Origin of the sequence: Vibrio sp. Y10_XG_PY6 (genome assembly GCF_024181795.1) — a bacterium.
Taxonomy (GTDB): Bacteria; Pseudomonadota; Gammaproteobacteria; order Enterobacterales; family Vibrionaceae; genus Vibrio; species Vibrio diabolicus.
This window is the reverse complement of sequence record NZ_JAMZAQ010000002.1, coordinates 1,462,990-1,488,870: the sequence shown is the minus strand read 5'-3', so window position 1 is coordinate 1,488,870 and position 25,881 is coordinate 1,462,990. Positions and strand designations below refer to the sequence as shown.

The following is a 25,881-nucleotide window of genomic DNA, read 5'->3' as shown; positions in this document are numbered from 1 at the left end:
AGGAATCTCATTAAAGCGAGCTCAATAAGCTAAGCGTGGATGCCTTTACCCACAACACTTCTTAAACTTCTTACCGCTTCCGCAGATACACGGATCGTTACGACCTAGCTTTAGGCTATTCACTGGCTGGCTCAAGCGTGGATCCTGTTCTGGTTCTTCTTCTGGCTCTTCTTCAGGAAATGTGCCGTCAATGTAGTACCAAAGCCCATTTTCTTTTACGAAGCGAGAACGCTCTGTCATACAGTAGCGTTTGCCGTCTTCATCAAAATAAGCGCTAAACTCGACAAAGCCTTCATTGTCATTACTGCCAGCTTCTGTTTTTAATACTTCAAGTTTGCACCAATCGCTGTCGATAGATTGGGCAATGCCTTCTCGTTGTTCTTCTGCATTACAGCTTGGGTGGTACGTGTTCACCACGTAATCTACTAGACCTAACACATGCGCACTGTAACGAGAGCGCATTAACTGCTCCGGAGTGGTAACGTCAGCATGGTTATTGTGGGCAATTTCACAACACTGTTGGTAGGAGCGGTTAGAGCCGCAAGGACAAGAAGAAGCCATAAAATGAAATCTCGATTAATTAAGCGGGAAAAACAAACAACCTCACAATTGCGAGGCTGGAGGTGAGGCATTATAGCGATTTAGGGCGTTTGAGACAGCAGTTCTTGAGCCCACTCGGTAGATTGATTAAAAGCGTCTGCTAATTGAGGCTCGGTTAATTTAAGAACGGTGCAATACCGCTCAGCTAATTCCCAGTCTGCTTGTTCGTAGGCGATCGTCATTGAAAGTAAGTGACCAAGTACGCCTTTTCGACTGGTTAATGCGAGTTTTATATCTTCGTCAACGGGGATATCTTCAATGACATCCGAGAGCGGTTGATCGAGCAAAGATCCGAGTAAAGAAAACATGCCTGTCAAAAAAGCCTGCCCAGGGTCATACCTAGTGTTCATTTGACTAAGTAACAGTTCACACATTCTTGCACGCTGAATCGCCAAGGAGTAAAGAGAATCTGGTTTATCTTCTTGAACGGACGCAATGGCAACTAAGGAAATAAAGCGTCGTAGTCGCTCTTCACCCAGATAAATAAGCGCTTGTCTGAACGACTTAATCTTAGTCGTTAATGTATATCCTGAATTTACGTAAGTAAGCAGCTTGTATGACAGCGTCACATCAATCGAAAACAGACGTTCAACCTCATTGAAGTCGATGGGCTTATCTGCAATCTCTTTACAAAGCTGGATGACTGTAAGAAACGCGGGGTTCAACCGTTTTTTCTGGATCATCTCAGGTTTGCTAAAAAAATACCCTTGAAAATAGTTAAAGCCGGCTTCTAAAGCTTGCTCAAACTCTTCGTAGGTCTCTACTTTTTCCGCAAGAAAGTCGATTTTAAATGGGCTTAATGCCTGAATAAAAATAGCGGCTTTCTTAATCGGTACGAGTCGAATGTCAAACTTGATCATGGAAACGTATGGAAGAAAACGTTTCCAAGCCTTCGTCGGCACAAAATCATCTAAAGCAATTTTGTATCCGCATTCATGAAGGTGCTTGATGGCTTCTAGCAACTCTTCTGTCGGTTCACAATCTTCAAGGACTTCAATGACGAGAGACTCTTTGGGAAACAGAGTTGGGACCAGATTCACCAAGCTTTGATGCGGAAAGTTAACAAAGCCAAGTTTGTTCCCTAATGTGTTGTAATGCGTCGACAAAAAATGATCGGATAGCAGTCGACTAGTAGCCAGCTCTGGTTCTACTTCAGGGAAGGTATTTTTAGGACCGTCTCGAAAGAGAAGTTCGTAACCTATGGTTCGTTTTTCTCTATCCAGAATCGGTTGGCGAGCTACGTAAGAATACTTCAATTAGGTACTTCGTTCTGTTTAACTTAGTATTATGATAATAGCGATTTTTTACAAAATATCTACGACTTGAGCGTGAATCTTCTACACGCTCTACATGCTTAACGCAAATTCTGTATGAATGGTCTCGTTTGTAGGTCAAAGCCATCAGAATTTACTTGTAAAACTGAGCCTTGCGTATACCAATCCCCTAAAACTATCCGGGTCTTTTTAACGCCATCGACGTCAAAAAAATGTGTATTCGGGCGATGAGTGTGACCATGAATCATTAAGTTGACGCAATTCTGAGACATCACTTTCTCGACTTCATTTTGATTGACGTCCATGATGTCTAAAGACTTGCTCATTTTATCATCACGAATATCGGATTGAACTTTTGAGACAATTTTCTTCTTAATAAACCAAGGAATGTGATTAAACAGCCATTGCAACCAAGGTTGATGAACAGTCTTACGGAATTTTTGATAATCAATGTCGTCAGTACACAGGGTGTCACCGTGGAGAATAACCGCTTTAGTACCATAAAGGTCTATGAGGCTAACTTCATCCAATAATGTAATGCCTGTCTCTTTACAGAAGCGCTTTCCCAATAGGAAGTCGCGATTGCCCTGAATGAAATAAACAGGAACGCCAGTCTTTGTTAGTTTCTGGAACTCTGTACGGATTTGATTGGCAAAAGGAGTTTTGTCATCGTCTCCAACCCAAAACTCGAACAGATCGCCTAATACATAAAGTGCATCGGCTTTCGTTGCTTCTGTTCGCATGAACGTCACAAAACATTCCGTAATATCCGGACGCGATGGGGTGAGGTGAAGATCGGAAATAAATAATGTTGTCATAGAAATAAGGGGAAGCGATGCCTCCCCATTAACTTATCTCTTAGAAATAATTCTTACGAATTATTCTTCAATTGTTGTACCAGTGATTACTACGTCCTCTAGAGGCACGTCTTGGTGCATGCCGTAAGAACCAGTGCTAACGCCTTTGATCTTATTTACGATGTCCATGCCTTCTACAACTTCACCGAATACACAGTAACCCCAACCATCTAGACTTTCGCTACGGAAATCTAGGAATGTGTTGTTGTTTACGTTGATAAAGAATTGAGAGCTTGCTGAATGCGGTTCCATAGTACGCGCCATAGCAAGTGTACCCACTTTGTTGCTTAGGCCGTTGTTTGCTTCGTTCTTGATAGGTGCACGTGATGCTTTTTCACGTAGACCAGGTTCCATGCCACCACCTTGGATCATGAAACCGTCAATAACACGGTGGAAAAGAGTGTTGTCGTAAAAGCCATCGCGGCAGTACTGAAGGAAGTTTGCGCTAGTCTCTGGCGCTTTCTCTTCGTTTAGTTGAATCTTGATGTCACCAAAATTAGTGTGAAGGGTGATCATGCTACTTTCCTTTACTGTGTTGTGTTGAGCCCGAGATTCTAGCCTAAGTTCTAGTGCTTTAAAAACTCAGGAAGAGGAAATTCTTCGTTTTGTGCTTGAAGTTTAGCCGATTATCGTTTTATCGGTTAATTGCTATTACCTAACCAAGTCGGAGTTGATATACTCGACCTTCTTTTATTCATTCACAATCATAGATAGAGATCATGTTAAAGATATATAACACACTCACAAGACAGAAAGAGGAATTCAAACCAATTACAGCTGGCAAAGTCGGCATGTATGTCTGTGGAGTTACCATCTACGATCTCTGTCACATCGGTCACGGTCGCACTTTTGTCTCCTTTGACGTGGTATCACGTTACCTTCGTTACCTAGGTTACGATCTAACGTTTGTACGCAACATCACAGACATCGATGATAAGATCATTAAACGTGCGGCTGAAAATGGCGAGTCTTGTGACTCACTGACCGAGCGCTTGATCGGTGAAATGCACGCAGACTTCGACGCATTAAACATGAAGCGTCCTGATATTGAGCCTCGTGCAACCCAGTTTATTCCAGAAATCATCGAACTTGTTCAAAAACTGATTGAACGTGGCTTTGCTTACGTTGCGGATAATGGCGATGTAATGTTTGAGGTTCGCAAGTTTGACGAATACGGCAAACTGTCTAAACAAGATTTGGATCAGCTGCAAGCGGGCGCGCGCGTTGATGTCGAAACAGCCAAACGCAGCCCACTAGACTTCGTTCTTTGGAAGATGTCTAAACCAGGTGAACCTACGTGGGAATCACCATGGGGCCCTGGTCGTCCAGGCTGGCACATTGAATGTTCTGCTATGAACTCTTCAATCCTAGGTGATCACTTTGATATTCACGGTGGCGGCTCTGATCTTCAGTTCCCACACCACGAAAACGAAATCGCGCAATCATGCTGTGCACACGACACTAAGTACGTAAATACTTGGATGCACAGTGGCATGGTGATGGTAGATCGCGAGAAGATGTCTAAGTCTCTAGGCAACTTCTTTACTATCCGTGACGTACTTGGTCACTACGATGCAGAAACGGTTCGTTACTTCCTTATGTCTGGTCACTACCGTAGCCAGTTAAACTACAGCGAAGAGAACCTAAACCAAGCACGCGCTTCGCTTGAGCGTCTATACACTTCTCTACGTGGTTTGGATCTAAATGCTGCTCCTGCTGGTGGTGAAGAGTATGTATCTCGCTTTACAGCAGCGATGAACGATGACTTCAATACGCCAGAAGCGTACTCAGTTCTGTTCGACATGGCGCGCGAAGTTAACCGTCTGAAAACAGAAAACCTAGAGAAAGCGAGCGAGCTAGGTGCGCTAATGCGTGAACTAGCAGATGTGATCGGTATTCTTCACCAAGATCCAGAAGCCTTTCTAAAAGGTGATGCAGGTAACGATGATGAAGTGGCTGAAATCGAAGCTCTTATCAAGCTGCGTAACGACTCTCGCGCTGCGAAAGATTGGGCGAATGCAGATATGGCTCGTGACAAGCTAACCGAAATGGGCATTGTTCTGGAAGATGGTCCAGAAGGCACAACGTGGCGTCGTAAGTAATTGAATTTTCAATTTTAAAGGGCTGATAATTCAGCCCTTTTATTTTCCATTTCCATAAATTAAAACTTTAACTTTAGGTAATGCTCTGTGGCTCAGATGTATTTCTATTACTCAGCAATGAATGCGGGTAAATCAACAACGCTTCTTCAATCCTCTTTCAACTATCAAGAACGCGGCATGACGCCAGTTATTTTTACGGCGGCACTAGATGATCGCTTTGGTGTCGGTAAAGTGAGCTCTCGTATTGGTCTTCAATCTGACGCACATTTGTTTCGTCAGGATACCAATTTATATCAAGAGATCGCAGCTCTGAATGAGGTTGAGAAACGTCACTGTATTCTTGTTGATGAGTGTCAGTTCTTGTCGAAAGAGCAGGTTTACCAACTTACTGAAGTTGTTGATAAACTACATATTCCAGTATTGTGTTACGGCCTTCGCACCGATTTTCTAGGCGAACTTTTTGAAGGCAGTAAGTACCTGTTATCTTGGGCAGACAAGTTGGTTGAGCTCAAAACGATCTGCCACTGCGGTCGCAAAGCGAATATGGTTATTCGTACCGATGAACATGGCGTGGCGATTAAAGAGGGCGATCAAGTTGCGATCGGCGGTAACGACAAATATGTCTCCGTGTGCCGTCAGCATTACAAAGAAGCACTCGGTAAATAATCCGTATTAATACAGAAAAGCCACCGTAATCGGTGGCTTTTTGTTGTCTGCTAGAAAGGGCTTAGACTAAGTCAAAACCAAATCTCTCTAGCAAAACCTGGTAAGACGATTCGATTTGCTGAGGGATGTTCTGCTCGGTTTGAAATCCTTTCTCTGGATAGCTTTTTACGCGAGAGAAATCTTCCATTAGTGCCTCTAGTACCATCATTAATGGCATGTCTTCATTAATATATTCAAAAAACGGATGAGCCGTAGAGCTTACCTGGAGCTGGGAGTAGGGTGACTGCCACTGTTTTTCAAATGTCGCTATGGCTCTGCGTTCCATAAATGGTTTTTGCACCAGAATAAACGATGAGCAATGTTTTCCTTCTTCTTTCAATCGTTGCTCAGTAAAGCGAACGTTTTCGCCACTGTTGGTGGATTCAGTTTCGAGCAAAATTGCTTCACTTGGCACACCTGACATCTTGGCAATCTCGGCAAAAGTTTCCGCTTCGCTTTTTTCAAACAGTCCATCGGTAAAACGACCTTCTCCCCCTGAAAATACAATCAAAGGCGCTAACTTTTGGTGGTACAGATTTGCTGCATGCTCTGCTACACGCACATCGTTACTGCACATCACAAATAAACAGTCTGCGGGTTTCAGCTCATGTTTGAGTTGCATGTAATCCCAAAGTGTTTCTATGTGTCGATAGAGTTTCATAGCGCGTCCAAAGTTGAGTTGAAATGAAATTGATAGCCAAGTGAGAGTAGTTTGTCTGCGAGAATGCGTTTATCTGTTTGTTCTGTGACTGGTGGAAGAGGTATCTCACTTTCGCTCTTATTTATAGCGGCTTGGTAGAACTCCGCCTTGCTGACGGTATGCGGTGTGGTCACGTTAATAACTTGGTTGCTTAAATTATCTAAAGCAAATTTGACCGCCGATACTGCATCGTCTTGATGAAGCATATTAGCAGGCGCTTTACGACTGACTTGTTTTAGTCTCATTGCAAAGCGAGAAGGGTGCCTGTCTGGCCCCATTAGCCCGCTACAACGCATAATGACGAAGCTAATATTAGAGTCGATAACATGCTGCTCGGCTTGCAGCATAATACGTGCATTGTCAGAGAAATAAGGGCTGTCGGCTGCTAAAGAGAGTGACGCATCTGCTTCTTCCATATCAGAAGCTAGGTTGGGATACACCGTTGTAGAGCTAATCATAACGAGCTTTTCAACGTTGTTTTGCTTTGCTGCGTTTGCGAGCATTTGCCATTGTTGGGCGTATTCTTGTCCGCGTCCTTTACGAAAACCAGGGGGAAAAGCACCGACAACGTGAGTAATTTGATGTTGCTTAAGCAACTCATCTAGCCGTTTCGCCGCGTTAAGTTGATTAAAATCGAATAATGCGGAGTGAGTTAATGAAGCGGGTAACTCGTTTAACCGAGCTTGGTTACGACGAGTAACGACAACGTGGTGTCCGTCTTTCATCAAAGTTTCTGCTAGCGGAGTTCCGAGCCAGCCTGCACCTACGATCAATGTATTTGCCATTTGGGTCTTCCTACTTACTTACTTACTTATTTATGTCTGCTCGAATAGATTGAGCAGCTCTGCTTTGGCTTGTTGATGGAGGGGATCTGAATGCCATTTCTGATGTTGAATAAGGTCAACATTGACTTGCCAAGCCAGCTTTGTGAAATCATCCCCAACTCTTGTCAGTGTGTTCGGTGAATACGCGACTAAATGCTCCGGAAGAAAGCACCAACCAAACCCTTTATTCGCTAATTCCAACAAAATATAGTAGTTATCAGCGTACCAGATATCCGGGCTGAATGCTTGATTGAGACCACATGGCTCTGCGTTTTTGGAGCGTATGACCAGTTGACGATGTTGTTTGAGTTGATCAATGTGAGTGACGCGTTGTTGTGCCAGAGCGTGTGTTGAAGAGACATAGACATCGAACGCAATGTTACCAAGATTAGTGAAATCGATATGTCTTGGCATTTGTAAGTCACTCAAAATAATCCCAGTAGTGGCGCGCTCCGATTTGACCAATTCAATGATATCCGGACTTGAAGCTGTTAAGCATTCAACTTGCAAGTGTGGAAAGCGTTGCTCTAAATTTTTTAGCACGTCGGGCAAGCGAGTCAGAGGAATCCCTTCATCAATGGCTAAAACTAATTTATTAGTTGGTGTTGAAAAAAGCTGTGATGCTCTGTTGTTCAATCGGTCGAGTTGGCTGATTGCCGCTTGTGCATAAGGTATGAGCGCGAGGCCACTCTCGGTTAATTTCGGATATCGACCAGAGCGATCAAATAGATCAACACCACAGTCGACCTCCATATTTATGATGTGTTGGCTGACTACGGATTGAGCTCGCCCCAGTTTTCTTGCCGCGCCTGAAAATGATCCGGTTTCTGATGTAGCAATGAAAGCTTGCAGTTGTTCGATGGTAAACATATCGCTTTTGCCGATGGTATCTAACTTTTTGTTATCTGAATAATAGATAAAATTCTAAGCATTGAGTAGAACTATTTGGACAGAGAAATATGACTCGTAACGAACGAATTTTTCATGCAGTACTTTTTGAGTTAATCGCACTCGCGATCATTGTGCCAGCGGCTTCATTGATCACCGGAAAGGGATCGAGTGATCTCGCGTTAGTTGGGATTGGGTTGAGCATGTATACCGTCGTGTGGAATTACATCTACAACTTGTACTTTGATAAGTGGTTTGGCAGCAATCGAACTGAGCGAAGTTTAGCGATGCGTTTTGGGCATACAATTGGATTCGAGGGAGGGTTGATCTTTATCTCTATACCCGTCATTGCTTGGTTCTTAGAAATTACGCTTCTCCAAGCTCTGGTGTTGGAAGCTGGCTTCCTAGTGTTCTTCCTATTTTATGCCACAGGCTTTAATTGGTTGTACGACAAGGTTCAGCCATTTAGCAAAATGAAAAAACGATTAGCACCGCAGGTTTCGGCAGGAACAAAATGCAGGGACCAATAAAAAACGCCACCGAATTCGGTGGCGTTTTTGTTCAAATTACACAGAAAGGACTCTTAAAATCTTATCTGCATGCTCTGCGACTTCAATACCTTCATCTGTTAAATAACCACCATCAGGCTGTGTACAAAGTTGCTTCTCGTATAGACGAGCAACGGCTGCCTGCATTTCTTCTGACGCGTCTGTATGAACTTTAATACCAGTTGCAGCACTACTTAAGTCGAACTGAAGAAGTAGGTTCAATTCGGCGATATGTTCAGCTGAATATTTCATAAATGATTCCTTTACGCTTTTTTTACCAAGCTAGTCTGAAAAGAAGAGTTGAGCAACATTAAACGATAAGAAGTGTTAAGTATGGCGCTATCAGGCTGATATAACGCAGGATCTTTGTTCGAAAGGCAGAATACTTGTTAAGTATCAATGATAGTTACGATTGCTAATGATAGTTGACCTTTATTGGTTGATCTCTCGATAACAACATTTTTAGTAAACATGTTAAATAGCGCTTGAAAAAGTAGGGAAATGGAGCGATTATCCGCGCCTCTTTAATTGTTTCTAAATGTTACACCACAATGAACTTCAATCAGTTTGACTCACTATTACCGCCTCAGGCTGCGGAACGCGCGGCTGAAGTGGGGGTAGGTAAAGCAACTAAAGCACCGATCAAATCTTTTTTATTGGCAATTTCTGCCGGACTTCATATTGGTATTGCGTTCATCTTTTACACCACGGTGACAACAGGCGCAGGCGACCTTCCATGGGGTATTACTAGGCTAATCGGTGGCCTAGCCTTCAGTCTTGGTTTGATTCTTGTTGTCGTTACAGGTGGTGAGCTTTTCACTAGCTCAGTATTAACATTGGTAGCGCGAGCGAGTGGAAAGATCTCGTGGCAAGCGCTAATCAAAAACTGGTTTGTAGTTTATTTCGGCAACATGGTTGGTGCTCTTTTGTTGGTAGCATGCATGTTGGTCACCAAGCAGTATATGTTTGATCACGGCCAAGTTGGCCTCAACGCGATGGCTATCTCTCAACATAAATTGCACCATGGTTTCTTTGCTGCAGTTGCGCTTGGCATCATGTGTAACGTGCTGGTGTGTATTGCTGTTTGGATGACGTTTAGTGGACGTACATTAACTGACAAAATAGTGGTCATGATTCTGCCAGTGGCTATGTTCGTGTCGGCAGGTTTCGAGCACTGTATTGCGAACATGTTCCAAGTACCCATGGCGATTGGAATCAAATATTTTGCACCGGAAGCATTTTGGCAAATGACAGGGGCGGATATTGCAAACTATGCGGACTTAAACATGATGGGTTTCATCGTAAATAACCTTATCCCTGTAACGATAGGGAACATCATTGGTGGCGGTGTATTCGTTGGTATGTGGTATTGGATGATTTATCTACGTGATGAAGACAAGCATTTGCGATAAATCTAAAAGAATAAAAGAAAGGCGAGCCAAATGGTTCGCCTTTCTTTTATTCATGTCGATAAGTTTAACACAAATCGAGAGAGTTAAATCAGCTCTTCATTGATGCCAAAATCGGTTGGGAGCCAATGAGAAGTCACTTCCTTTGGTTCTTGAACGAGCCAGTCCAGAGGTGCATCGGATAGGAGTTCATCGTAATTTTCTTTGATCATTAAGACATCCATGTACGTCTCTCCAAGTTTGTGGTCACTATCTTTACTTTAAAATTAGAATATGTCAGACAAGTGATCAAAGCATGACGATTAGATTGATCACTTATGCTGCTATGTTTCTGGTTGCGTATGGGTTTAGGGTGTTTATCCACATTTTCTGTGGATAACCTGTCTCAAAGGCCGTGCGTATCTAAACTTGCAAAGAAAATTTCATAAAATTAGAGGCTTATACTCGAGAGAATTCTGTCTGACTTTTCTCCAGAAAGCATCTTGATGAATGTTGAAAGAATGAATGAGTTATTCAGTTAAAAGTGCGTTTGACTTGATAATACAAGCCCTTTCACTGGCTTTGTTCACACGCTTAAACTATCTATGAGTTTTGGTAGGTTCTGGTTGTTGGATTTTTATTTTGATCCGGCCTTCTTTCGTTTGTACCCAGCTCAGTGTCATCTCCAGCGTAATAGCGACGGAGGTACTCAACATGACGAAAATAGCCAGCATAATCACCAACTGATATTTAATTGCAACCATCGGGCTTGCGCCACCTAGAATTTGACCAGTCATCATGCCTGGCAAGGTAACCAGCCCTGTAGTGGCCATAGAGGCTAAAGTTGGAGCAAGTGACTTTCTAAGGGCCTCTTGAATGAAGGGGAATGATGCATAACGAGGAGAGGCACCAAGTGAGATAGCAGCCTCGTATTCTGATTGTCTCTGTTCAAAAGCCGTAAATAAATTCTGCAGTGCGATGATGTTACTACTTAAGCTGTTACCCAATAGCATGCCCGCAAGTGGGATCATGTACTGGGCGTTGTAAATAGGGGATGGCTGCACTAGGCCTGCGGTAATCGCTATAAGAAGTGGAATTAGACCACAGGTTAAGCCTGTAAGAAGAGGAAGCATAAGTGGCTTTTTAGGCAGGCGAGCTTTTCCTGCAATTGAGCTTGCGCCAATCAGTAACATGATGGCAAGCCAAAGTATATTGACAAGTAAGCTGTTTAATTGAAAAAGATATTCTAAATACACGCCAATCAATATGAGCTGAAGTGTCATACGAATAACACTAATTATTGTGTCTTTCGCAATCCCTAATTTGTAGCGGGCATTAATAAAGAAGGGAACCAACAAAATCAGACCAAACAATGCCAGTTTGGCCCAACTTATATCCACCACGCTATCCATAATCGCTCCTCGAAAATCCGCGAATAATTGTAACTAAGCCCCTCCTTTATATGAACATCAATGTGCATTTTTTGATGTTCTCAACGTAAACCTTTAGCGCTATTCTCGTCATTATTTTGCATCATTTTATTTACAATTGATTATCTTTTGACGGGTTTTTAAGCCAATTTATGACCCGTTAATTACTATCCAAATGTAACTTATGTTTGTTAAATGTTGTTGTTTTAACAATTGGTTAAAAGACTTATTTTGTCACATCTGTTCATGTTTTTTAATAAATAACATCAATCAATCACATCTCTGGATGAGCTCAAAAAAGTGTTGAATTACAAGGCCTGAGAGCTCTTATTTGATTGAACCTTACTATTAGTATGGTCTAACATTTTCCATTAGAGATTGTAAAAAACTTAAGCTTGGTTACGCGGGCTTTTCAATAACACTAGATACAAAATAGGCAAATGTATGAGTGATGTTAATAAAATTGAGAGTGGTGAAAAACGCTCCCTGGAGTGGAAGTCGTTCCTCTTCATTGCAGTTGTTCTCTTCCCAATTCTGAGTGTGGCTTTTGTCGGCGGTTACGGGTTCATCGTTTGGATGTTGCAAGTGTTCTTCTTTGGACCTCCAGGCGCGCACGGCATGTAAGCCTGTGAGCTCATAACCACACTTTTGAAAAGATTTTAAGAGAGCAAATAATGAAATCATTAATCATTAAACTGTGGCGTACCATGACGCGCCCAGCTGTACATATCAGCCTAGGTGTGCTGACTATGGGCGGCTTCATTGCTGGTGTTATCTTTTGGGGTGGCTTTAACACCGCTCTAGAAGCAACCAACACAGAAGAATTCTGTATTAGTTGTCACACAATGCGTGACAACGTGTACGTTGAGCTACAAGAAACGGTGCACTGGAAAAACCACTCTGGTGTTCGTGCTACCTGTCCTGATTGTCACGTTCCACATAACTGGACAGATAAGATCGCTCGTAAGATGCAAGCTTCTAAAGAAGTATTTGCACAAGTATTTGGCAACTACGACGAACCGGGTGTGTTCGAAGAGCGTCGTATCGAACTTGCTAAACACGAATGGGATCGTTTCTCGGCAAACAAATCTCTGGAGTGTAAAAACTGTCACAACTACGAATCGATGGATTTCGAGCAAATGTCTCCTACGGCTCGTATCCAAATGAAGCAAGCCGCTGAGAAAGATCAAAGCTGTGTTGACTGTCACAAGGGTATTGCGCACAACCTACCAGCAGGCATGGACAGCATTGGCGGTATCGTGGGTGATCTAGAGGGTATGACTTCTAACACAGATTACGGCGTTGGTCAGCAACTCGTGAGCGTTCGTCACCTACCAATTTACTTTGATGCGCAAGGCAGTAAAGAAGCTGGTCTTCTTAATCCAGCATCGACCGTTAAAGTTCTTGAAGACAAAGGCGAGTTTGTTGAGATCGAAATTGACGGTTGGCGCAAAGCAAAAGGTTTTGGTCGTGTAATTCAAGAAGACTTCGGTAAGAACATTGCGACTGCGTCTCTGATGAAAGAAGCAGCAACAGACAGCAGCATTGTGACGACTGGTGAGAAAAAAGTGGATGAGTTAACAGGCCTTCCTTGGGAAAAAGTAGCGGCGAAAGTATGGATTAAGAAAGAGTCTATGCTGAACGACATCAATCCTGTTTGGGAAAAATCTCGTGAAGCCTACAAGACCAATTGTTCTGTATGTCACACTCAACCTGCGGAAGCGCACTTCGACGCGAACACCTGGCCAGGTATGTTCGACGGTATGTTGGCGTTCGTTAACCTAGATACAGACAGTGAAGCACTGATCTTGAAGTATCTACAGAAACACTCTTCAGATTATGCTGAAGGTCACCACTAATAAGCGTCGGATTGGAGTAATTTTAAATGGCTATTACACGAAGAAGTTTTCTTAAAGGTGTAGCAACCACAAGTGCAGCGTCAGTAATTGGTCCTAGCTTATTGGCGTCCGCCTCTGCAAATGCCGTTGAGACGACAGGTACTTGGAAAGTAACCGGTTCTCACTGGGGCGCGTTTCGCGCCCACATCTACGCGGGTAAAGTTCAAGAGATCAAGCCGCTAGAGCTAGACAAAAACCCAACAGAAATGTTGAACGGCATTAAGGGTATTATCTACAGCCCTTCACGTGTTCGTTACCCAATGGTTCGTCTAGATTGGTTGAAGAAACATAAATACAGCGCAGATACTCGCGGTAACAACCGTTTCATCCGAGTAACTTGGGATGAAGCGCTAGATTTGTTTTATCGCGAACTAGAACGTATTCAAAAAGACTACGGCCCATGGGCGCTGCATGCAGGTCAAACAGGTTGGAACCAAACGGGTTCATTTAACAACTGTACTGCGCACATGCAACGTGCAGTAGGTATGCATGGCAACTTCATCACTAAAGTAGGTGACTACTCGACGGGTGCAGGTCAAACCATTATGCCGTACGTGCTAGGCTCAACCGAAGTTTATGCACAAGGTACGTCTTGGTCTGAGATCCTAGAAAACTCTGACAACATCGTTCTTTGGGCTAACGACCCAGTGAAAAACCTTCAAGTAGGTTGGAACTGTGAAACGCATGAGTCGTTTAAGTACCTTGCACAACTAAAAGAAAAAGTGGCAAAAGGTGAGATCAACGTTCTATCTGTAGACCCAGTGAAGAACAAAACTCAGCGCTACTTAGAGAACGATCACTTGTACATCAACCCGCTGACAGACGTAGCGTTCATGCTCGCTGTGGCACACGTGTTGTACAACGAAAACCTGTACGATAAGAAATTCATTGATACTTACTGTCTAGGCTTTGAAGAGTTCATTCAATACGTTCAAGGTAAGACAAAAGACAAAGTAGAGAAGACGCCTGAATGGGCAGCAGCGATTTGTGGCGTGAAAGCGGACAAGATCCGTGAATTCGCACGCATGCTAGTCAGCGGTCGTACACAGATCCTGATGGGTTGGTGTATCCAGCGTCAAGAGCACGGTGAGCAGCCATACTGGGCAGCGGCTGTGGTTGCTGCAATGGTTGGTCAAATCGGTCTACCTGGCGGTGGTATCTCTTACGGTCACCATTACTCAAGTATCGGTGTGCCTTCTACTGGTTTCGCGGGCCCTGGTGGTTTCCCTCGTAACCTTGACCAAGGTATGAAACCGAAGTGGGACAACAACGACTTTAACGGTTACAGTCGTACTATCCCTGTTGCACGTTGGATCGACTGTCTGCTAGAGCCTGGCAAAGAGATCAACTACAACGGCGGTAAAGTGAAACTGCCAGACTTCAAGATGATGGTTATCTCGGGTTGTAACCCATGGCACCACCATCAAGATCGTAACCGCATGAAGAAAGCGTTCCGCAAGCTTCAAACGGTTGTAACGATCGAGTTTGCTTGGACTGCGACATGTCGTTTCTCAGATATCGTTCTACCGGCGTGTACGCAATGGGAACGTAACGACATCGACGTATACGGTTCATACTCGAACAAAGGTCTGATTGCAATGCATCGTCTCGTCGATCCATTGTTCCAATCTAAGCCTGACTTCCAAATCATGAGTGAACTAACTCAGCGTTTTGGTCGCCGCGAAGAATACACTCGTGGTATGAGCGAGATGGAATGGATCGAAAGCCTTTACAACGATTGTAAGAAAGCGAACGAAGGTAAGTTTGAAATGCCAGAATTCAACGAGTTCTGGGAGAAGAGCGTACTAGACTTCGGTGAAGGTAAACCTTGGGTTCGTCATGCGGACTTCCGTAAAGACCCTGAGCTTAACCCACTAGGTACGCCGTCTGGTTTCATCGAGATCACGTCTCGTAAGATCGGCCGTTACGGCTACGAACACTGTCAAGAACACCCAATGTGGTTCGAAAAATCAGAGCGTTCACACGGTGGCCCTGGTTCAGATAAATACCCATTCTGGTTGCAGTCTTGTCACCCAGACAAGCGTCTGCACTCTCAAATGTGTGAATCTGAAGAGTTCCGTGCAACTTACGCGGTGCAAGGTCGTGAGCCTGTTTACATCAACCCAGCGGATGCGAAAGCGAAAGGCATCAAAGACGGTGACTTAGTGCGCGTATTCAACGGTCGTGGTCAGCTATTAGCTGGTGCTGTTCTTACTGACAGCTACCCACGTGGCGTTATCCGTATCGAAGAAGGTGCATGGTACGGTCCTCTAAACGAGAAAGAGGGCGCAATCTGTACTTACGGTGACCCTAACACGCTAACGCAAGACATTGGCTCTTCTGAACTTGCGCAGGCGACTTCTGCGAACACATGTATCGTAGACTTCGAGAAGTTCACCGGCAAAGTACCGCCAGTGACTTCATTCGGTGGCCCAATCGAAGTTGCTTAACTAATGCAATTCACATCAATCGAAATACCAGCCTTCGGGCTGGTATTTTTTTAACCAAAATTTCAGTGAGCGTTATCTCAATAATAAATTTGTGACGCTAAACGACAGTAGGATTCGTGACGTCGATAACGAATTGGGTGGGACAAGCAGGGGATAATGAACCAAGCTAAACAATAATAATTAAGTGAGTAGACTCTTTATGGCTCAGAGCATTCAATTGGCAAATCACATTGAGATCACTGTGAATAACAACGACCTCCAAGTTGAAGTTGAGGGTAATCAATTACATTTTTCTTTTGCTGGGCTTCACAATAAAACGTTTACCGACCGTGAAGTGTTGTTCGAGATGCCGTTTTTATACGAGCACGAGGCCAACGTGATTGGTGATGGCTTCCAAATGCTAGCGCAAACAGCGGGAACGGTTAGCCATCCCGTTGAGATTGGTCGCTGTCCAGACAACAACCCTTCTTATCGAATCTATCCCAAAGATGCCCCTAAGCGTTACTACAACTATTTAGTGGTGGAAGGCTCGGCTGGCTATACCTTGTTTGGTTTTACTTCATGTCACCGTTTTGCGGGCTATTTTGATGTTGTCCTGCGTGATGGACATTGGGTTTTATCGGCCGCGATTGATGGTGAGTTTACTCAAGTGGCGGATTGGGAAAGTAATCAACTTGAGTCCGTGGCGGTACTCTGTGGCCAATCTCTGTCTGAGCTTTATCAAATCTATGGCGAGATGATTGCAGAGCATCATCCTGTTCGCCAAGGTGTGACACAAGATGCGCCTGTCGGTTGGTGTTCGTGGTATGCCTACTACGCAGACGTGACAGAGCAAAACATCATGCAGAACGTTGATTGCATGCAAGATAAGCTTGAAGACCTAGAGTGGGTACTTCTGGATGATGGCTATCAAGCCTTTATGGGCGATTGGTTAATCCCATCGGATAAGTTTTCTGGTGGTGTGAAAGAGCTCATTCATAGTATCCGTGCAAAAGGCAAAAAGCCGGCAATTTGGATGGCACCCTTTATTGCTCAACCTGAGTCGGAGATCTTCAAACAACACCCAGAGTGGTTTGTTCGTCACAAAGATGGAAGCTTACTTAAAGCAGAAGATGTCACATACGGTGGTTGGCGCTGCACGCCTTGGTACATACTCGATACCTCAAATCCAGAAGTGCAAGACCATCTGACGAATGTGGTCTCTGTCATGAGACAAGAGTGGGGCGTTGAATTGTTCAAGCTAGACGCGAACTATTGGGGCACCTTGAAAGGTGTGCGTAAACAATCTGGTATTACAGGCGTTGAGGCGTATCGCTTAGGAATGGAAGCGATTGCTAAAGGCGCTGGTGATGCGTGGCTTTTAGGTTGCAACGCGCCAATGTGGCCATCTCTAGGGCTTGTGGATGCAATGCGTGTTTCTGATGACGTAGAACGCCATAGTCGTCGTTTCGAGCAGATAGCCAAAGAAACCTTTTACCGTAGTTGGCAGCATCGAAAACTGTGGCAAATTGATCCGGATTGCGCGACATTCACGTCATTAGCTAATCAAGCCGCATCCAGAGAAGAGTATGAATTTCATCGCACGGTGTTATTGGCGTGTGGTGGTTTGCTGCTGTCTGGCGATCCGCTCCCTGAGATTACGCCATTTGCAAAGAAGACATTGGCTAAGCTCATGCTACGTCAACAACGTAACCAAGAGTCAGCAAAGTTCACGGCTTTGAGTTTAAATCATGCGTTTTTAAAACTAACGACGAAGAATGACCTTCACTGCTTGTTTAACTATGCCAGCTACGGGGCGATGGAATTTACGCTGACGTCTGATCAACCGATGGATTGGTATGATTACTGGACAGGAGAAAAGCTAAACCAAGAACCTTGTCAGTTATTAATGGTTAGCGTTGATAAAGGGTTAAATGCGAAAGCGATCGTCACGGCATAACGTGAACCAAATCGTTCGATTATAAAAACAAGAAAGGAGCCTACTGTGGCTCCTTTTTCGTTTTGACGTCCTGAGCGTCAGAACTCGAATAAAAAGTAATACCCGTATCCAACGATAAAAGCAGGAATGGACGAATAAATAGTCGCGACCAAAGCGGCTTTCGGTGCCATTGCAATGGCGGGGAATAGGGCGTCACCATCGTTAGATATCGCATTGGCTAGTTGCGCGGACAGTGGAGCAGCACCAGAAATGTATAGGCTAGTGACTAAAATTTGCGGTCCGCAACCAGGTAGCATACCAATGGCTAAGCCAGCTAATGGCATCCAAATTCCCCAATGAGAAAAGGTTTCTACGAGATTGATTCCAGAAAAATAGGTTGTCAGTTCAAACGCCAGAAACGCCACGATCACCCAAGCACTGACGAAATTCGTATCTTGGGCTGCTTTTTGAATCGGGTGTGAGTCCACGATTTTTTCATCTTCAGAGACCGTTGACTGATAATCGCCGAGCTCTTTTGTCATCGCCCACAACGACATTGTGATCACCGCGAAGATAGCGCCCAGCCATTCAATGGTATTGGCCTGCAAAGACAACAGCTGATTAATATCGATTTGGAAAGACATTAACACAGCAACGACACTAGCAGGTACAATAAGCCATTTCCAAAATGCGCCTTGTAGATTGATTGCACGTTGTTCAAGAGGCGTGTGTCGGTCTGTCTGGTGTTGGCAACAAGCATGTGTCTGAAGTGCTTCTTTTGGCTCTGGGCGCAGAAAGTTATCAGCATGAAAAGCATTAACGACCAGCCCTGAAAGAGTACCCACGATTATGCCTAATCCAACCACGCCTAATCCAACACTTGGTTTGGCGGCAAGAAGTAAAAAGGCAGCGTCACCCATTGTTGAAGTAAGTACCGCGACAATCGCACCAAATCCTACTCGACCACTAATAAATTGCGTTGTCACAACAATAGCGCCACCACAGCCAGGCAAAGCGCCCAATAAAGAAGCAAAGAAAACCTGATGATTACGCGAGCGGTGGTATAGCTCGGTGATTCGATTGGTTTTCGACATAAAGTTTGAAAGATAATGATAAATTGCCAAGGTGGCGGCAACATAGCATGACACCGCCCAGAATGAGTCGGATAGCGTCTGTACGGCAACGTCACGTGTATTTTCATTGCCTAGCAAAATGAGCATGACGATAGGGATCAGCAATCGCTTATAAGCTAAACGAAACTGAGTAGGCTGAAACAACTGTTGTGCAGAGTGTAAAAATTGGGTCGCGTTCATCGTTTACTCAAATGCAAATGGGAATAATTACCATTGTATGTAAATGAGATTTATTCGCAATAGCATTGTGAACTTTTCTTCGTGTCAAACTCTCTGAAATCAGGTAAAGTATCGGCCTTTGTGAGCAAACACGCCCTAATTAACTGTATTAGGCGGCGTATAAAATTGACTTGAATAGGAAGAAACATGATTCTAGTTGTAGGTCATAAGAACCCAGACAGTGACAGTATTTGTAGTGCACTCGTTGCAACTGAACTTCTAAAAGCGCGTGGCGTTGAAGCTATGCCAATTCGCCAAGGTGAAATCAACCGTGAAACTCAGCACATCCTAGAAGTTGCTGGCGCTGAAGTTCCTGAGCTTCGCACATCAGTTGCGGGTGAGACCGTTTGGCTAGTAGATTACTCAGATCTAGCACAAGCACCAGACGATATCGCAGAAGCTGAAATTGCGGGTATTGTTGACCACCACCGCCTAGGTGACGTGATGACAGTAAACCCAATGGAAGCATGGATCTGGCCTGTTGGTTGTACCAACACTGTTCTATTCAACATGTTCAAGATTGAAGGTCACGCGATTACTCCACAAATCGCTAAGCTAATGATGTCAGCAATTCTATCTGACACAGTAGGCTTCGCTTCTCCAACTTGTACACAAAAAGACAAAGATGCCGTTGCTGAGCTAGCGGTAATCGCAGACGTACAAGATGTTGACGCATTCACTAAAGATCTTCTAATTGCTAAGACAAACATCGAAGGTCTATCTGCTGCTGAGCTTGTTGAGAAAGACCTTAAAGGTTACCCATTCAACGGTCGTGACGTAGTAGTAGGTCAGGTTGAGCTTGCAACACTAGAGCAAGTTGACGGTATGATCGAAGCACTAGAAGCGGATCTAGAAGCGCGTTGCGAAAAAGACAACCTTGCATTTGCTGCTGTAATGCTAACAGACATCACGACTGCTCAAACTCGTCTTCTATACAAAGGTGAGTGGGCTGAGAAGCTTGTTAAGCACGAAAAAGACGGCATGCTAATGATGGAAAACACGCTAAGCCGTAAGAAGCAAGGTTGGCCTTGGCTTCAAACTGAGCTAGCTTAATTTTCTAGCATATACTTTAAATGCCCGCCTAGCTGCGGGCATTTTTCTATGGGAAATAGGAGACGAATATGTCTGAGCAACTGACCCAAGAGCAGATGGATACCATCAATCGTTACAACGAAGAGCAACGTTTAAAGTACTGCGTAAAAGAGATTGTGGCGAATCGTAAAGTTTGGATTCTGAAAGATGAACATGGCTGTGTCATGTTAAATACAGAAGATGATGATTGTGTACCAGTATGGCCAAACGAAGAGTTTGCTTTGCAATGGGCGAATGGTGATTGGGAAGATTGCGAGCCAGAAGCGATCTCTCTAAACAAGTGGCACAGTCGTTGGACCTCAGGTCTAGAGGATGACGAGCTATCGATTGTTGTATTCCCAAATCAAAATGAAGAAGGGGTCGTATTGTTTCCTGACGAGTTTGATTTTGAACTGCGCAAACAAGCGAGCCGCCGCTAATTTTTCGATTCGTGTCCATTTAATAAAGAAGCCTGCTTTAACGCAGGCTTCTTTACATTTGAACGATGACATCTTTGATAGGCTATTTTGTTTGGTGGCTTGGCGCCTTATAGAAGTGGCTTTCGACTAGGCGTTGAGTAATCGGATGTTCTGGGCTAGTGAGTACCTGGTTAGTTTCGCCAAACTCGACCACTTCACCTTCATGCATCACCATCACTTTGTCAGTAATGTGCTTAACAATGCCAATGTGTTGAGATACATACACAAATGACAATCCCATCTCTTCTTGCAACTCGAGGAATAAGTTAATGATCTGTGAGCGCATTGCCATATCCAAACCGTTTAACGCCTCGTCAGCGACAATGATGGAAGGTTGAAGAATAAGCGCACGAGCTAAACACACACGCTGTTTTTGACCTGCCGCTAGCATTTGTGGGTAAAAATAGGCGTGTTCAGGCAACAATCCGACGCGGAGTAGGGTGTTCTTCACACGCTGCATGCGTGCATCTGGCGGCATGTTGGTGTTTCGCTTTAATGGGCCTTCCAAAATACGGCCAATCTGGATACGCGGGTTGAGCGATGTGTTTGGATCTTGGAAAATCATGCGAATGAGCTTACAGCGTGTTGCGTAATCTTTGTGCTCCAAACGTTCGCCATTCACACGGATCTCTCCGGAGCTTGGCTCTACAACGCCTGCAAGCATACGGGCAAGAGTGGATTTTCCTGAACCGTTTTGGCCAATAAAACCGATAGTTTGCCCCGGCTCTAACGTAAAGCTCACCGGTTTGACAGCCTCATTAACCTGACGTTTGAATAGTCGGGAGCGCGTAACAAACTGCTTCGATAAATTATCGACTTCAAGTAACGCACTCATGACTTTTTCTCCGTGTTCAATGGAAAGTGGCAGTTAAATTTATGATTCTTAATTCGTCTGGTGTGTGGAATTTCAACACATTGTTTCTGCGCATACGGACAACGTGGACCGAGTCGACAACCGATTGGCAGATGCTGCAATGGCGGAATCGAGCCCGGTAGGGATTGGAGTTTTTGCTTGTGTGGTACCCAATCATTAAAGTCTGGCATCGCTTTAAGCAAGGCATCTGTATACGGGTGCTTGGGTGCTGCAATGATTTTACTGGTATCGGCAGACTCTACCGACTGACCACAATACATTACCGTAATGCGGCCCGCCCATTGTGTGATGGTTGCTAAGTCGTGACCGATAAGCAGAATGGTCGTGTTATTGAGCTGGTTCATACGGCTCAACAGACGCAATATTTGCGACTGGGTAATTGGGTCCAAGTCGTTCGTTGGTTCATCTGCGATTAGCAACTTTGGTTTGGTCGCTATCGCCATGGCAATCATGACTTTTTGGCACTCACCATCAGTCAGTTCATAAGGGTAGCTACCCATTAAACGCTTGTGATCTTTAATGCCTACTTTATGCAGAAGCGCGATGGCTTGTTTTTTACGCCATTTAAATCGCTCCCACCATTTCCCTTCAAACGCGCGAGATGGGATGGACTCGATCAATTGACGTCCCACTTCTTCTGAAGGATCAAGACAGGTTGATGGCTCTTGGAAGATCATCGCAATATCACGGGCAATGACACGTCGACGCTCTTTTGGCGTAAGCTGAAGCAAGTCAATATTGCCAAGGCGCATACGGTCCGCGGTAATGCGCCAGTTATCTTTACTTACCCCAACAATCGCTTTTGCAACCAAGCTTTTCCCTGAACCAGACTCACCTACAAGACCACGAATTTCGCCTTCATTCAAAGTTAGGCTCATTCGGTCCACGGCTTTGACCAACCCTTGAGGGGTTTCGATCTCAATAGTCAAATGTCGAATATCTAACAACGGCATTATTCGATCCCCGCATTAAGCGCTTGACGTACACCTTCACCTACTAAGTTTAGGGTAATAACGGTAAACATGATGGTTAGGCCGGGTAGGGTTACGGTCCAAGGTGCAATATAAATCAACTCGACAGAGTCACCTAATATCGCTCCCCACTCAGTACTTGGTGCTTGTGCGCCTAAGCCAAGAAAACCCAGCGCAGTAATATCTAAAATCGCAGCAGAGAGCGCGAGTGTGATTTCAGCAGCAATGACCGTCAATATGTTGGGAAGAATTGAACTCCACAACAAGTAGAAATCGTTCGCGCCATCAAGACGTGCCGCCATAATGTAGTCTTTTTCAACTTCGGTGTGGACTGCGATATAAACGGAGCGAATAAAACGCGGAATCAAAGCCAAGCAGATCGCGAGTAAAATGTTGAACCCACCAAAACCTAGAAATGCCACAAAAATGATCGCTAATAACAACGAGGGAATCGACATGACAGTATCGAGCAAGTGATTGAGGGTACTCGACAGTAAGCCTTTCGTCATACCTGCTAATACGCCAATCAAACAACCTACGACCGCGGCAATCGCAGTGATGGCAACGGCTGCACCAAATGTAAGTTGAGAGCCCATGATCAAGCGTGACAGAATGTCTCGGCCTAAGTCATCGGTTCCCAAAAAGTAATCAACCGTTCCAGCTGGGGCCCATGATGGCGGCACAAGCAATTCGCCTGACTGTGCTTGGGCATCAAACGGCGCAAGCAGTGGCGCAAAAATGGTAATTAGGACGATAAATACCAAGCACCATAGGCCAAACATGGCTAGCCCGTTGGCGCGGTAACTTCGCCAAAATCGCTCAAACTGAGTTGGAATGCGCTCTTCCTGATAAACGTTATTTGTTAGCATACCATTCCTTTCGAACTAGAGGGTTAATCATCGCGCCAATCAAATCAGAGAGAATATTAGCGGTGAGAACCAAAGTCGCAAGTACCATCACGCCAGCTTGGATTGATGCATAATCTTGGTTTGCCAATGCATCTAACAACCAACGACCAATACCCGGCCAGTTAAAAATAGATTCAGTGATGATAGCCAAGGTAATCATACTGGAAAGCTGAACACCGACTTTGGGGATGATAGGCGGTATCGCATTACGCAAGACATGTTGAGTTACGATCTCGCGGTTAGAGAGACCTTTGATTCTCGCTGCACGAATGTAGTTTTGGCTCATCACTTCCGCCACCGAAGAACGCATTAGTCCGACAACCTGCGTGGTTGGAGCCAAAGCGAGCACCAAACATGGCAGCACCATATGCTCAATGACGCTTTGCAGTGCGTGAGCGCGGTATTCACCTTTCGCCATGAAAGCGTCGATAATGGCAAATCCGGTTACATGATCAATTTCGTAAAGCAGGTCATACCGTCCTGCCACGGGAAAGAGTTGGTATTCCAATGAAAAAACCATGATAAGTAGCAGAGCCACCCAAAAAATTGGAGCGGAATAACCAGACATCGACATGAATGAAATGCTGGTGTCGAGCCATTTACCTTGCTTCATCCCAGCCACGGTTCCAAGTGGAATGCCGATCAGAAGGGACACCAAAAAGGCAAAAAAGCACAGTTCCAAAGTGGCAGGGAATACGACGGCGAGCTCGTCATAAATCGCGTTGCCGTTTTTACTTATGCCAAAATCAAGCTGAGAAAGGTTGATTAAGTAAGTTTGCCAACCAGACCAAAAATCAACGTTTGCCCAGTGCGAGAGAGGGTCAAGGCGCAGCAGAGAAAAGCCCACTAATGTGAGGATCATCAAAGTGATGAAAAATAGGTTAAAGCGTCGAACGGTATACCAAAACATCAGTGAATTCTCTCAACTCTATCAAACGGTTGGGCATTGAAAGGGCTTGATTTGAAGCCTGTCAGTGATTTGTCGTGAACACGGAATTGCACACCATGTGCCAGAGGAATTACCGGGAATTCTTGATTTAAAATGTTCTGCGCTTGGCGATATAGGTTCAGACGGTAACGCGGTTCTTGGGTTTCCAATGCCAAATCGAGCAAGAAATCGAAATCATCGTTACACCACATCGATACGTTGAGGCCAACGCGATCAGACTCACAAGATAATAACGGGCGAAAAAAGTTGTCAGGGTCCCCGGTATCACCAATCCAACCAGTTAAAAGTAAATCGATGTCGTTGATATTCTCTAAATCCACACGTTCGAATCTATCATCGGTTAGCAACGTTAACTCAACCCCAATATCGGCAAAATTCGCTTGGATTAGCTCCGCGGTCTTACGAGGACTTGGGTTAAAGGCGCGTGGTTCAAGTGGTACCCACATGGTCAGCTCTAGACCGTCTTCATAGCCAGCATCACGGAGTAGTGCTAATGCATAGTTACGGTCATAACGAATTTTTACGCTGTCCTTTTGATAAGCCCATGAATTAGGCGGTAGCAATGTATAAGCTTGCGAGCCAGTTCCGTAGTAAACCGAATCTAAAATGTTCTGACGGTTAATCGCTAAGTTAAGTGCTTGGCGGACGCGAGCATCACTCAGTGCCGTCGTTTCAGTGTTGATCGCAATAAAGGATACGTTGTTGGCTGGCGTAGCAGTTAGCTCAAGATTGTCATTTTCTTGAATAACGGGTATTTGGCTCGAAATAGGCGAAGAGAGCACATCGCACTCGTTTCTTAAAAGTTTCGCCAAGGTACCAGTGCCTCGATGAGAGATATCGAACACCACTTGTTCCATTTTTGCTGGTGACTTCCAGTAATTAGAATGACGCTCTAATCGAATCAAGTCGTTCACTTGGTACTCTTTTAGTTGATATGGGCCGGTACCGATAGGAAGTTGGTCGATTTCTTCTTTATGATCTTTTGCTGCCAGTTGCTGTCCGTACTCCGCAGACAATATGACAGCATGGCTGGTGGCAATATTTGCCAAGAAGGAAAAATTTGGCTGAGATAAGGTAAACCTTACCGTATGCTCGTCAATCGCAGTCACGTCTTGCAGCAGGTTTTGAAAATCTAACCCTGCAAACCATGGATAAAAACCACCACCTACTTGGTGAAAAGGATGGTCTACATCAATGATTCGCTTGAAGCTAAATACCACATCCTTTGCATTCAATGGGCGAGTGGGAGTGAACCAGGACGTGGTTTGGAATTGAACATTACGTTTAAGCTTAAACGTGTATTCCGTTCCTGACTCATTCACAGACCAACTCTCAGCGATATTTGCTACTGGCTGATGTGATTTAGGATCGAGCGTGAGCAGCGTATCGTACAACTGCGGGCTCAGTGCCTCTGCGGTAATACCGCTATCAATAAGCTGAGGGTTAAACGTAGTTGGCTTACCTTGTCCGCAAAACACAAAGCCAGCTTTGCGAATGTCATTGTGGTCAATTTCATCACCACAAGCGGTCAGTAGGCTAATCCCAATAAGGCTCAGCGATAATCTTATAAAAGCATTCATAATATGAAATGTTCATTGGATCTTGCTTGTTTCATTTGATCTTACTCTTTCAGAGCTAACAAGCGAAAATGATCTCGCTAATTTATCACCTTTGTGAACTCGCTCCAAACATAAA

Annotated in this window: 26 protein-coding genes; 10 read left to right on the top strand and 16 right to left on the bottom strand. The window is 44.5% G+C overall.

Features of this window, described 5'->3' with window-relative positions; all coding sequences use genetic code 11:
* Window positions 1-45: 45 nt before the first annotated feature.
* The 4 genes from NL644_RS15170 to NL644_RS15155 form a co-directional block, all read right to left on the bottom strand.
* Window positions 46-561 (bottom strand): YchJ family protein, encoded by a 516-nt coding sequence (locus tag NL644_RS15170; RefSeq protein ID WP_152812411.1) that lies wholly within the window; start codon window positions 559-561, stop codon window positions 46-48.
* 80 nt (window positions 562-641) lie between these two features.
* Complete coding sequence (locus NL644_RS15165; RefSeq protein WP_005378158.1) at window positions 642-1,856, bottom strand: EAL and HDOD domain-containing protein; 1,215 nt, start codon at window positions 1,854-1,856, stop codon at window positions 642-644.
* Window positions 1,857-1,954: 98 nt separating this feature from the next.
* Window positions 1,955-2,692 carry a UDP-2,3-diacylglucosamine diphosphatase gene (gene lpxH, locus NL644_RS15160; RefSeq protein ID WP_253658588.1) on the bottom strand — a complete coding sequence of 246 codons (738 nt, stop codon included), beginning with the start codon at window positions 2,690-2,692 and terminating at the stop codon, window positions 1,955-1,957.
* Window positions 2,693-2,752: 60 nt separating this feature from the next.
* The gene (locus NL644_RS15155) at window positions 2,753-3,247 is read right to left on the bottom strand and encodes a peptidylprolyl isomerase (RefSeq protein WP_005390900.1); all 495 of its coding nucleotides are present in this window, start codon (window positions 3,245-3,247) and stop codon (window positions 2,753-2,755) included.
* 203 nt (window positions 3,248-3,450) lie between these two features.
* Between NL644_RS15155 and cysS the strand changes: the two genes are divergently transcribed.
* On the top strand, window positions 3,451-4,833 hold the full coding sequence (gene cysS, locus NL644_RS15150) for a cysteine--tRNA ligase (protein ID WP_005390902.1): 1,383 nt from the start codon (window positions 3,451-3,453) through the stop codon (window positions 4,831-4,833).
* Between the two features lie 87 nt (window positions 4,834-4,920).
* Entirely contained in the window at window positions 4,921-5,499 is a 579-nt protein-coding gene (locus NL644_RS15145; RefSeq protein ID WP_005378154.1) for a thymidine kinase, read from the top strand.
* Between the two features lie 61 nt (window positions 5,500-5,560).
* On the opposite strand, the gene NL644_RS15140 is transcribed toward NL644_RS15145, so the two are convergent.
* Genes NL644_RS15140 through NL644_RS15130 form a run of 3 tightly spaced genes read right to left on the bottom strand, consistent with a single transcriptional unit; the run spans window position 5,561 to window position 7,932 of the window.
* Window positions 5,561-6,199 (bottom strand): YdcF family protein, encoded by a 639-nt coding sequence (locus NL644_RS15140; RefSeq protein WP_114322488.1) that lies wholly within the window; start codon window positions 6,197-6,199, stop codon window positions 5,561-5,563.
* Window positions 6,196-7,023 carry an NAD-dependent epimerase/dehydratase family protein gene (locus NL644_RS15135; RefSeq protein WP_109168487.1) on the bottom strand — a complete coding sequence of 276 codons (828 nt, stop codon included), beginning with the start codon at window positions 7,021-7,023 and terminating at the stop codon, window positions 6,196-6,198. The genes NL644_RS15140 and NL644_RS15135 overlap by 4 nt, the downstream gene beginning before the upstream one ends.
* A gap of 30 nt (window positions 7,024-7,053) precedes the next feature.
* Complete coding sequence (locus NL644_RS15130) at window positions 7,054-7,932, bottom strand: LysR family transcriptional regulator (protein WP_170902173.1); 879 nt, start codon at window positions 7,930-7,932, stop codon at window positions 7,054-7,056.
* Between the two features lie 89 nt (window positions 7,933-8,021).
* Between NL644_RS15130 and NL644_RS15125 the strand changes: the two genes are divergently transcribed.
* Window positions 8,022-8,480 carry a PACE efflux transporter gene (locus NL644_RS15125; RefSeq protein ID WP_005390910.1) on the top strand — a complete coding sequence of 153 codons (459 nt, stop codon included), beginning with the start codon at window positions 8,022-8,024 and terminating at the stop codon, window positions 8,478-8,480.
* Window positions 8,481-8,516: 36 nt separating this feature from the next.
* Here the strand turns inward: NL644_RS15125 and NL644_RS15120 are convergent, their stop codons facing one another.
* Entirely contained in the window at window positions 8,517-8,750 is a 234-nt protein-coding gene (locus tag NL644_RS15120; RefSeq protein WP_005378148.1) for a TIGR02647 family protein, read from the bottom strand.
* A 299-nt stretch (window positions 8,751-9,049) separates the two neighbouring features.
* Here NL644_RS15120 and focA point away from each other — a divergent pair, with 299 nt between their 5' ends.
* Window positions 9,050-9,910, top strand: a complete 861-nt coding sequence (gene focA / locus NL644_RS15115) for a formate transporter FocA (RefSeq protein WP_170902170.1) — start codon at window positions 9,050-9,052, stop codon at window positions 9,908-9,910.
* 83 nt (window positions 9,911-9,993) lie between these two features.
* On the opposite strand, the gene NL644_RS23055 is transcribed toward focA, so the two are convergent.
* Both NL644_RS23055 and NL644_RS15110 read right to left on the bottom strand, forming a co-directional pair.
* Entirely contained in the window at window positions 9,994-10,119 is a 126-nt protein-coding gene (locus NL644_RS23055) for a hypothetical protein (RefSeq protein WP_254903806.1), read from the bottom strand.
* A gap of 366 nt (window positions 10,120-10,485) precedes the next feature.
* Window positions 10,486-11,298 carry an ABC transporter permease gene (locus tag NL644_RS15110; RefSeq protein ID WP_048626226.1) on the bottom strand — a complete coding sequence of 271 codons (813 nt, stop codon included), beginning with the start codon at window positions 11,296-11,298 and terminating at the stop codon, window positions 10,486-10,488.
* 462 nt (window positions 11,299-11,760) lie between these two features.
* On the opposite strand from NL644_RS15110, the gene torE reads away from it, so the two are divergent.
* The 4 genes from torE to NL644_RS15090 all read left to right on the top strand — a co-directional run bounded on the left by torE (window position 11,761) and on the right by NL644_RS15090 (window position 17,603).
* Window positions 11,761-11,940, top strand: coding sequence for a trimethylamine N-oxide reductase system protein TorE (torE, locus tag NL644_RS15105; protein ID WP_005378141.1), 180 nt, complete (start codon window positions 11,761-11,763; stop codon window positions 11,938-11,940).
* Between the two features lie 50 nt (window positions 11,941-11,990).
* Complete coding sequence (gene torC, locus NL644_RS15100) at window positions 11,991-13,175, top strand: pentaheme c-type cytochrome TorC (RefSeq protein ID WP_033905099.1); 1,185 nt, start codon at window positions 11,991-11,993, stop codon at window positions 13,173-13,175.
* 26 nt (window positions 13,176-13,201) lie between these two features.
* Window positions 13,202-15,664 (top strand): trimethylamine-N-oxide reductase TorA, encoded by a 2,463-nt coding sequence (gene torA / locus NL644_RS15095; RefSeq protein ID WP_005378138.1) that lies wholly within the window; start codon window positions 13,202-13,204, stop codon window positions 15,662-15,664.
* A gap of 199 nt (window positions 15,665-15,863) precedes the next feature.
* Window positions 15,864-17,603 (top strand): glycoside hydrolase family 36 protein, encoded by a 1,740-nt coding sequence (locus NL644_RS15090; protein WP_114322485.1) that lies wholly within the window; start codon window positions 15,864-15,866, stop codon window positions 17,601-17,603.
* A gap of 77 nt (window positions 17,604-17,680) precedes the next feature.
* Here NL644_RS15090 and NL644_RS15085 read toward each other — a convergent pair whose 3' ends face one another.
* On the bottom strand, window positions 17,681-18,895 hold the full coding sequence (locus NL644_RS15085) for a putative manganese transporter (protein ID WP_006742849.1): 1,215 nt from the start codon (window positions 18,893-18,895) through the stop codon (window positions 17,681-17,683).
* Between the two features lie 186 nt (window positions 18,896-19,081).
* Between NL644_RS15085 and NL644_RS15080 the strand changes: the two genes are divergently transcribed.
* Window positions 19,082-19,987: a manganese-dependent inorganic pyrophosphatase gene (locus NL644_RS15080; protein ID WP_005393312.1), complete on the top strand. Its 906-nt coding sequence runs from the start codon at window positions 19,082-19,084 to the stop codon at window positions 19,985-19,987.
* A gap of 68 nt (window positions 19,988-20,055) precedes the next feature.
* Complete coding sequence (locus NL644_RS15075) at window positions 20,056-20,445, top strand: DUF2750 domain-containing protein (protein WP_005378129.1); 390 nt, start codon at window positions 20,056-20,058, stop codon at window positions 20,443-20,445.
* Window positions 20,446-20,527: 82 nt separating this feature from the next.
* On the opposite strand, the gene NL644_RS15070 is transcribed toward NL644_RS15075, so the two are convergent.
* The 5 genes from NL644_RS15070 to sapA are packed head-to-tail and all read right to left on the bottom strand — an operon-like array spanning window position 20,528 to window position 25,766.
* The gene (locus tag NL644_RS15070; RefSeq protein ID WP_006742848.1) at window positions 20,528-21,319 is read right to left on the bottom strand and encodes an ABC transporter ATP-binding protein; all 792 of its coding nucleotides are present in this window, start codon (window positions 21,317-21,319) and stop codon (window positions 20,528-20,530) included.
* The gene (locus NL644_RS15065; protein ID WP_005378126.1) at window positions 21,316-22,311 is read right to left on the bottom strand and encodes an oligopeptide/dipeptide ABC transporter ATP-binding protein; all 996 of its coding nucleotides are present in this window, start codon (window positions 22,309-22,311) and stop codon (window positions 21,316-21,318) included. Before NL644_RS15065 ends, NL644_RS15070 begins: the two co-directional genes overlap by 4 nt.
* A complete protein-coding gene (locus tag NL644_RS15060) occupies window positions 22,311-23,198 on the bottom strand; it encodes an ABC transporter permease subunit (protein ID WP_005378123.1) in 888 nt (295 codons plus the stop codon). The genes NL644_RS15065 and NL644_RS15060 overlap by 1 nt, the downstream gene beginning before the upstream one ends.
* Complete coding sequence (locus NL644_RS15055; protein WP_046874787.1) at window positions 23,185-24,147, bottom strand: ABC transporter permease subunit; 963 nt, start codon at window positions 24,145-24,147, stop codon at window positions 23,185-23,187. Before NL644_RS15055 ends, NL644_RS15060 begins: the two co-directional genes overlap by 14 nt.
* Entirely contained in the window at window positions 24,147-25,766 is a 1,620-nt protein-coding gene (sapA, locus tag NL644_RS15050; RefSeq protein WP_005393298.1) for an ABC transporter substrate-binding protein SapA, read from the bottom strand. The genes NL644_RS15055 and sapA overlap by 1 nt, the downstream gene beginning before the upstream one ends.
* Window positions 25,767-25,881 lie beyond the last annotated feature (115 nt).

Excerpts from the sequence above, each read along its gene's own strand:
- NL644_RS15075 (WP_005378129.1), top strand. The coding sequence starts at position 20,056 with ATGTCTGAGCAACTGACCCAAGAGCAGATGGATACCATCAATCGTTAC.
- NL644_RS15155 (WP_005390900.1), bottom strand. The coding sequence starts at position 3,247 with ATGATCACCCTTCACACTAATTTTGGTGACATCAAGATTCAACTAAAC.
- focA (WP_170902170.1), top strand. The coding sequence starts at position 9,050 with ATGAACTTCAATCAGTTTGACTCACTATTACCGCCTCAGGCTGCGGAA.
- NL644_RS15110 (WP_048626226.1), bottom strand. The coding sequence starts at position 11,298 with ATGGATAGCGTGGTGGATATAAGTTGGGCCAAACTGGCATTGTTTGGT.
- NL644_RS15070 (WP_006742848.1), bottom strand. The coding sequence starts at position 21,319 with ATGAGTGCGTTACTTGAAGTCGATAATTTATCGAAGCAGTTTGTTACG.
- NL644_RS15135 (WP_109168487.1), bottom strand. The coding sequence starts at position 7,023 with ATGGCAAATACATTGATCGTAGGTGCAGGCTGGCTCGGAACTCCGCTA.
- lpxH (WP_253658588.1), bottom strand. The coding sequence starts at position 2,692 with ATGACAACATTATTTATTTCCGATCTTCACCTCACCCCATCGCGTCCG.
- NL644_RS23055 (WP_254903806.1), bottom strand. The coding sequence starts at position 10,119 with ATGATCAAAGAAAATTACGATGAACTCCTATCCGATGCACCTCTGGAC.
- sapA (WP_005393298.1), bottom strand. The coding sequence starts at position 25,766 with ATGAATGCTTTTATAAGATTATCGCTGAGCCTTATTGGGATTAGCCTA.
- NL644_RS15060 (WP_005378123.1), bottom strand. The coding sequence starts at position 23,198 with ATGCTAACAAATAACGTTTATCAGGAAGAGCGCATTCCAACTCAGTTT.
- torE (WP_005378141.1), top strand. The coding sequence starts at position 11,761 with ATGAGTGATGTTAATAAAATTGAGAGTGGTGAAAAACGCTCCCTGGAG.
- NL644_RS15140 (WP_114322488.1), bottom strand. The coding sequence starts at position 6,199 with ATGAAACTCTATCGACACATAGAAACACTTTGGGATTACATGCAACTC.
- torA (WP_005378138.1), top strand. The coding sequence starts at position 13,202 with ATGGCTATTACACGAAGAAGTTTTCTTAAAGGTGTAGCAACCACAAGT.
- NL644_RS15170 (WP_152812411.1), bottom strand. The coding sequence starts at position 561 with ATGGCTTCTTCTTGTCCTTGCGGCTCTAACCGCTCCTACCAACAGTGT.
- NL644_RS15120 (WP_005378148.1), bottom strand. The coding sequence starts at position 8,750 with ATGAAATATTCAGCTGAACATATCGCCGAATTGAACCTACTTCTTCAG.
- cysS (WP_005390902.1), top strand. The coding sequence starts at position 3,451 with ATGTTAAAGATATATAACACACTCACAAGACAGAAAGAGGAATTCAAA.
- NL644_RS15055 (WP_046874787.1), bottom strand. The coding sequence starts at position 24,147 with ATGTTTTGGTATACCGTTCGACGCTTTAACCTATTTTTCATCACTTTG.
- NL644_RS15125 (WP_005390910.1), top strand. The coding sequence starts at position 8,022 with ATGACTCGTAACGAACGAATTTTTCATGCAGTACTTTTTGAGTTAATC.
- NL644_RS15065 (WP_005378126.1), bottom strand. The coding sequence starts at position 22,311 with ATGCCGTTGTTAGATATTCGACATTTGACTATTGAGATCGAAACCCCT.
- NL644_RS15085 (WP_006742849.1), bottom strand. The coding sequence starts at position 18,895 with ATGAACGCGACCCAATTTTTACACTCTGCACAACAGTTGTTTCAGCCT.
- NL644_RS15130 (WP_170902173.1), bottom strand. The coding sequence starts at position 7,932 with ATGTTTACCATCGAACAACTGCAAGCTTTCATTGCTACATCAGAAACC.
- NL644_RS15080 (WP_005393312.1), top strand. The coding sequence starts at position 19,082 with ATGATTCTAGTTGTAGGTCATAAGAACCCAGACAGTGACAGTATTTGT.
- NL644_RS15090 (WP_114322485.1), top strand. The coding sequence starts at position 15,864 with ATGGCTCAGAGCATTCAATTGGCAAATCACATTGAGATCACTGTGAAT.
- torC (WP_033905099.1), top strand. The coding sequence starts at position 11,991 with ATGAAATCATTAATCATTAAACTGTGGCGTACCATGACGCGCCCAGCT.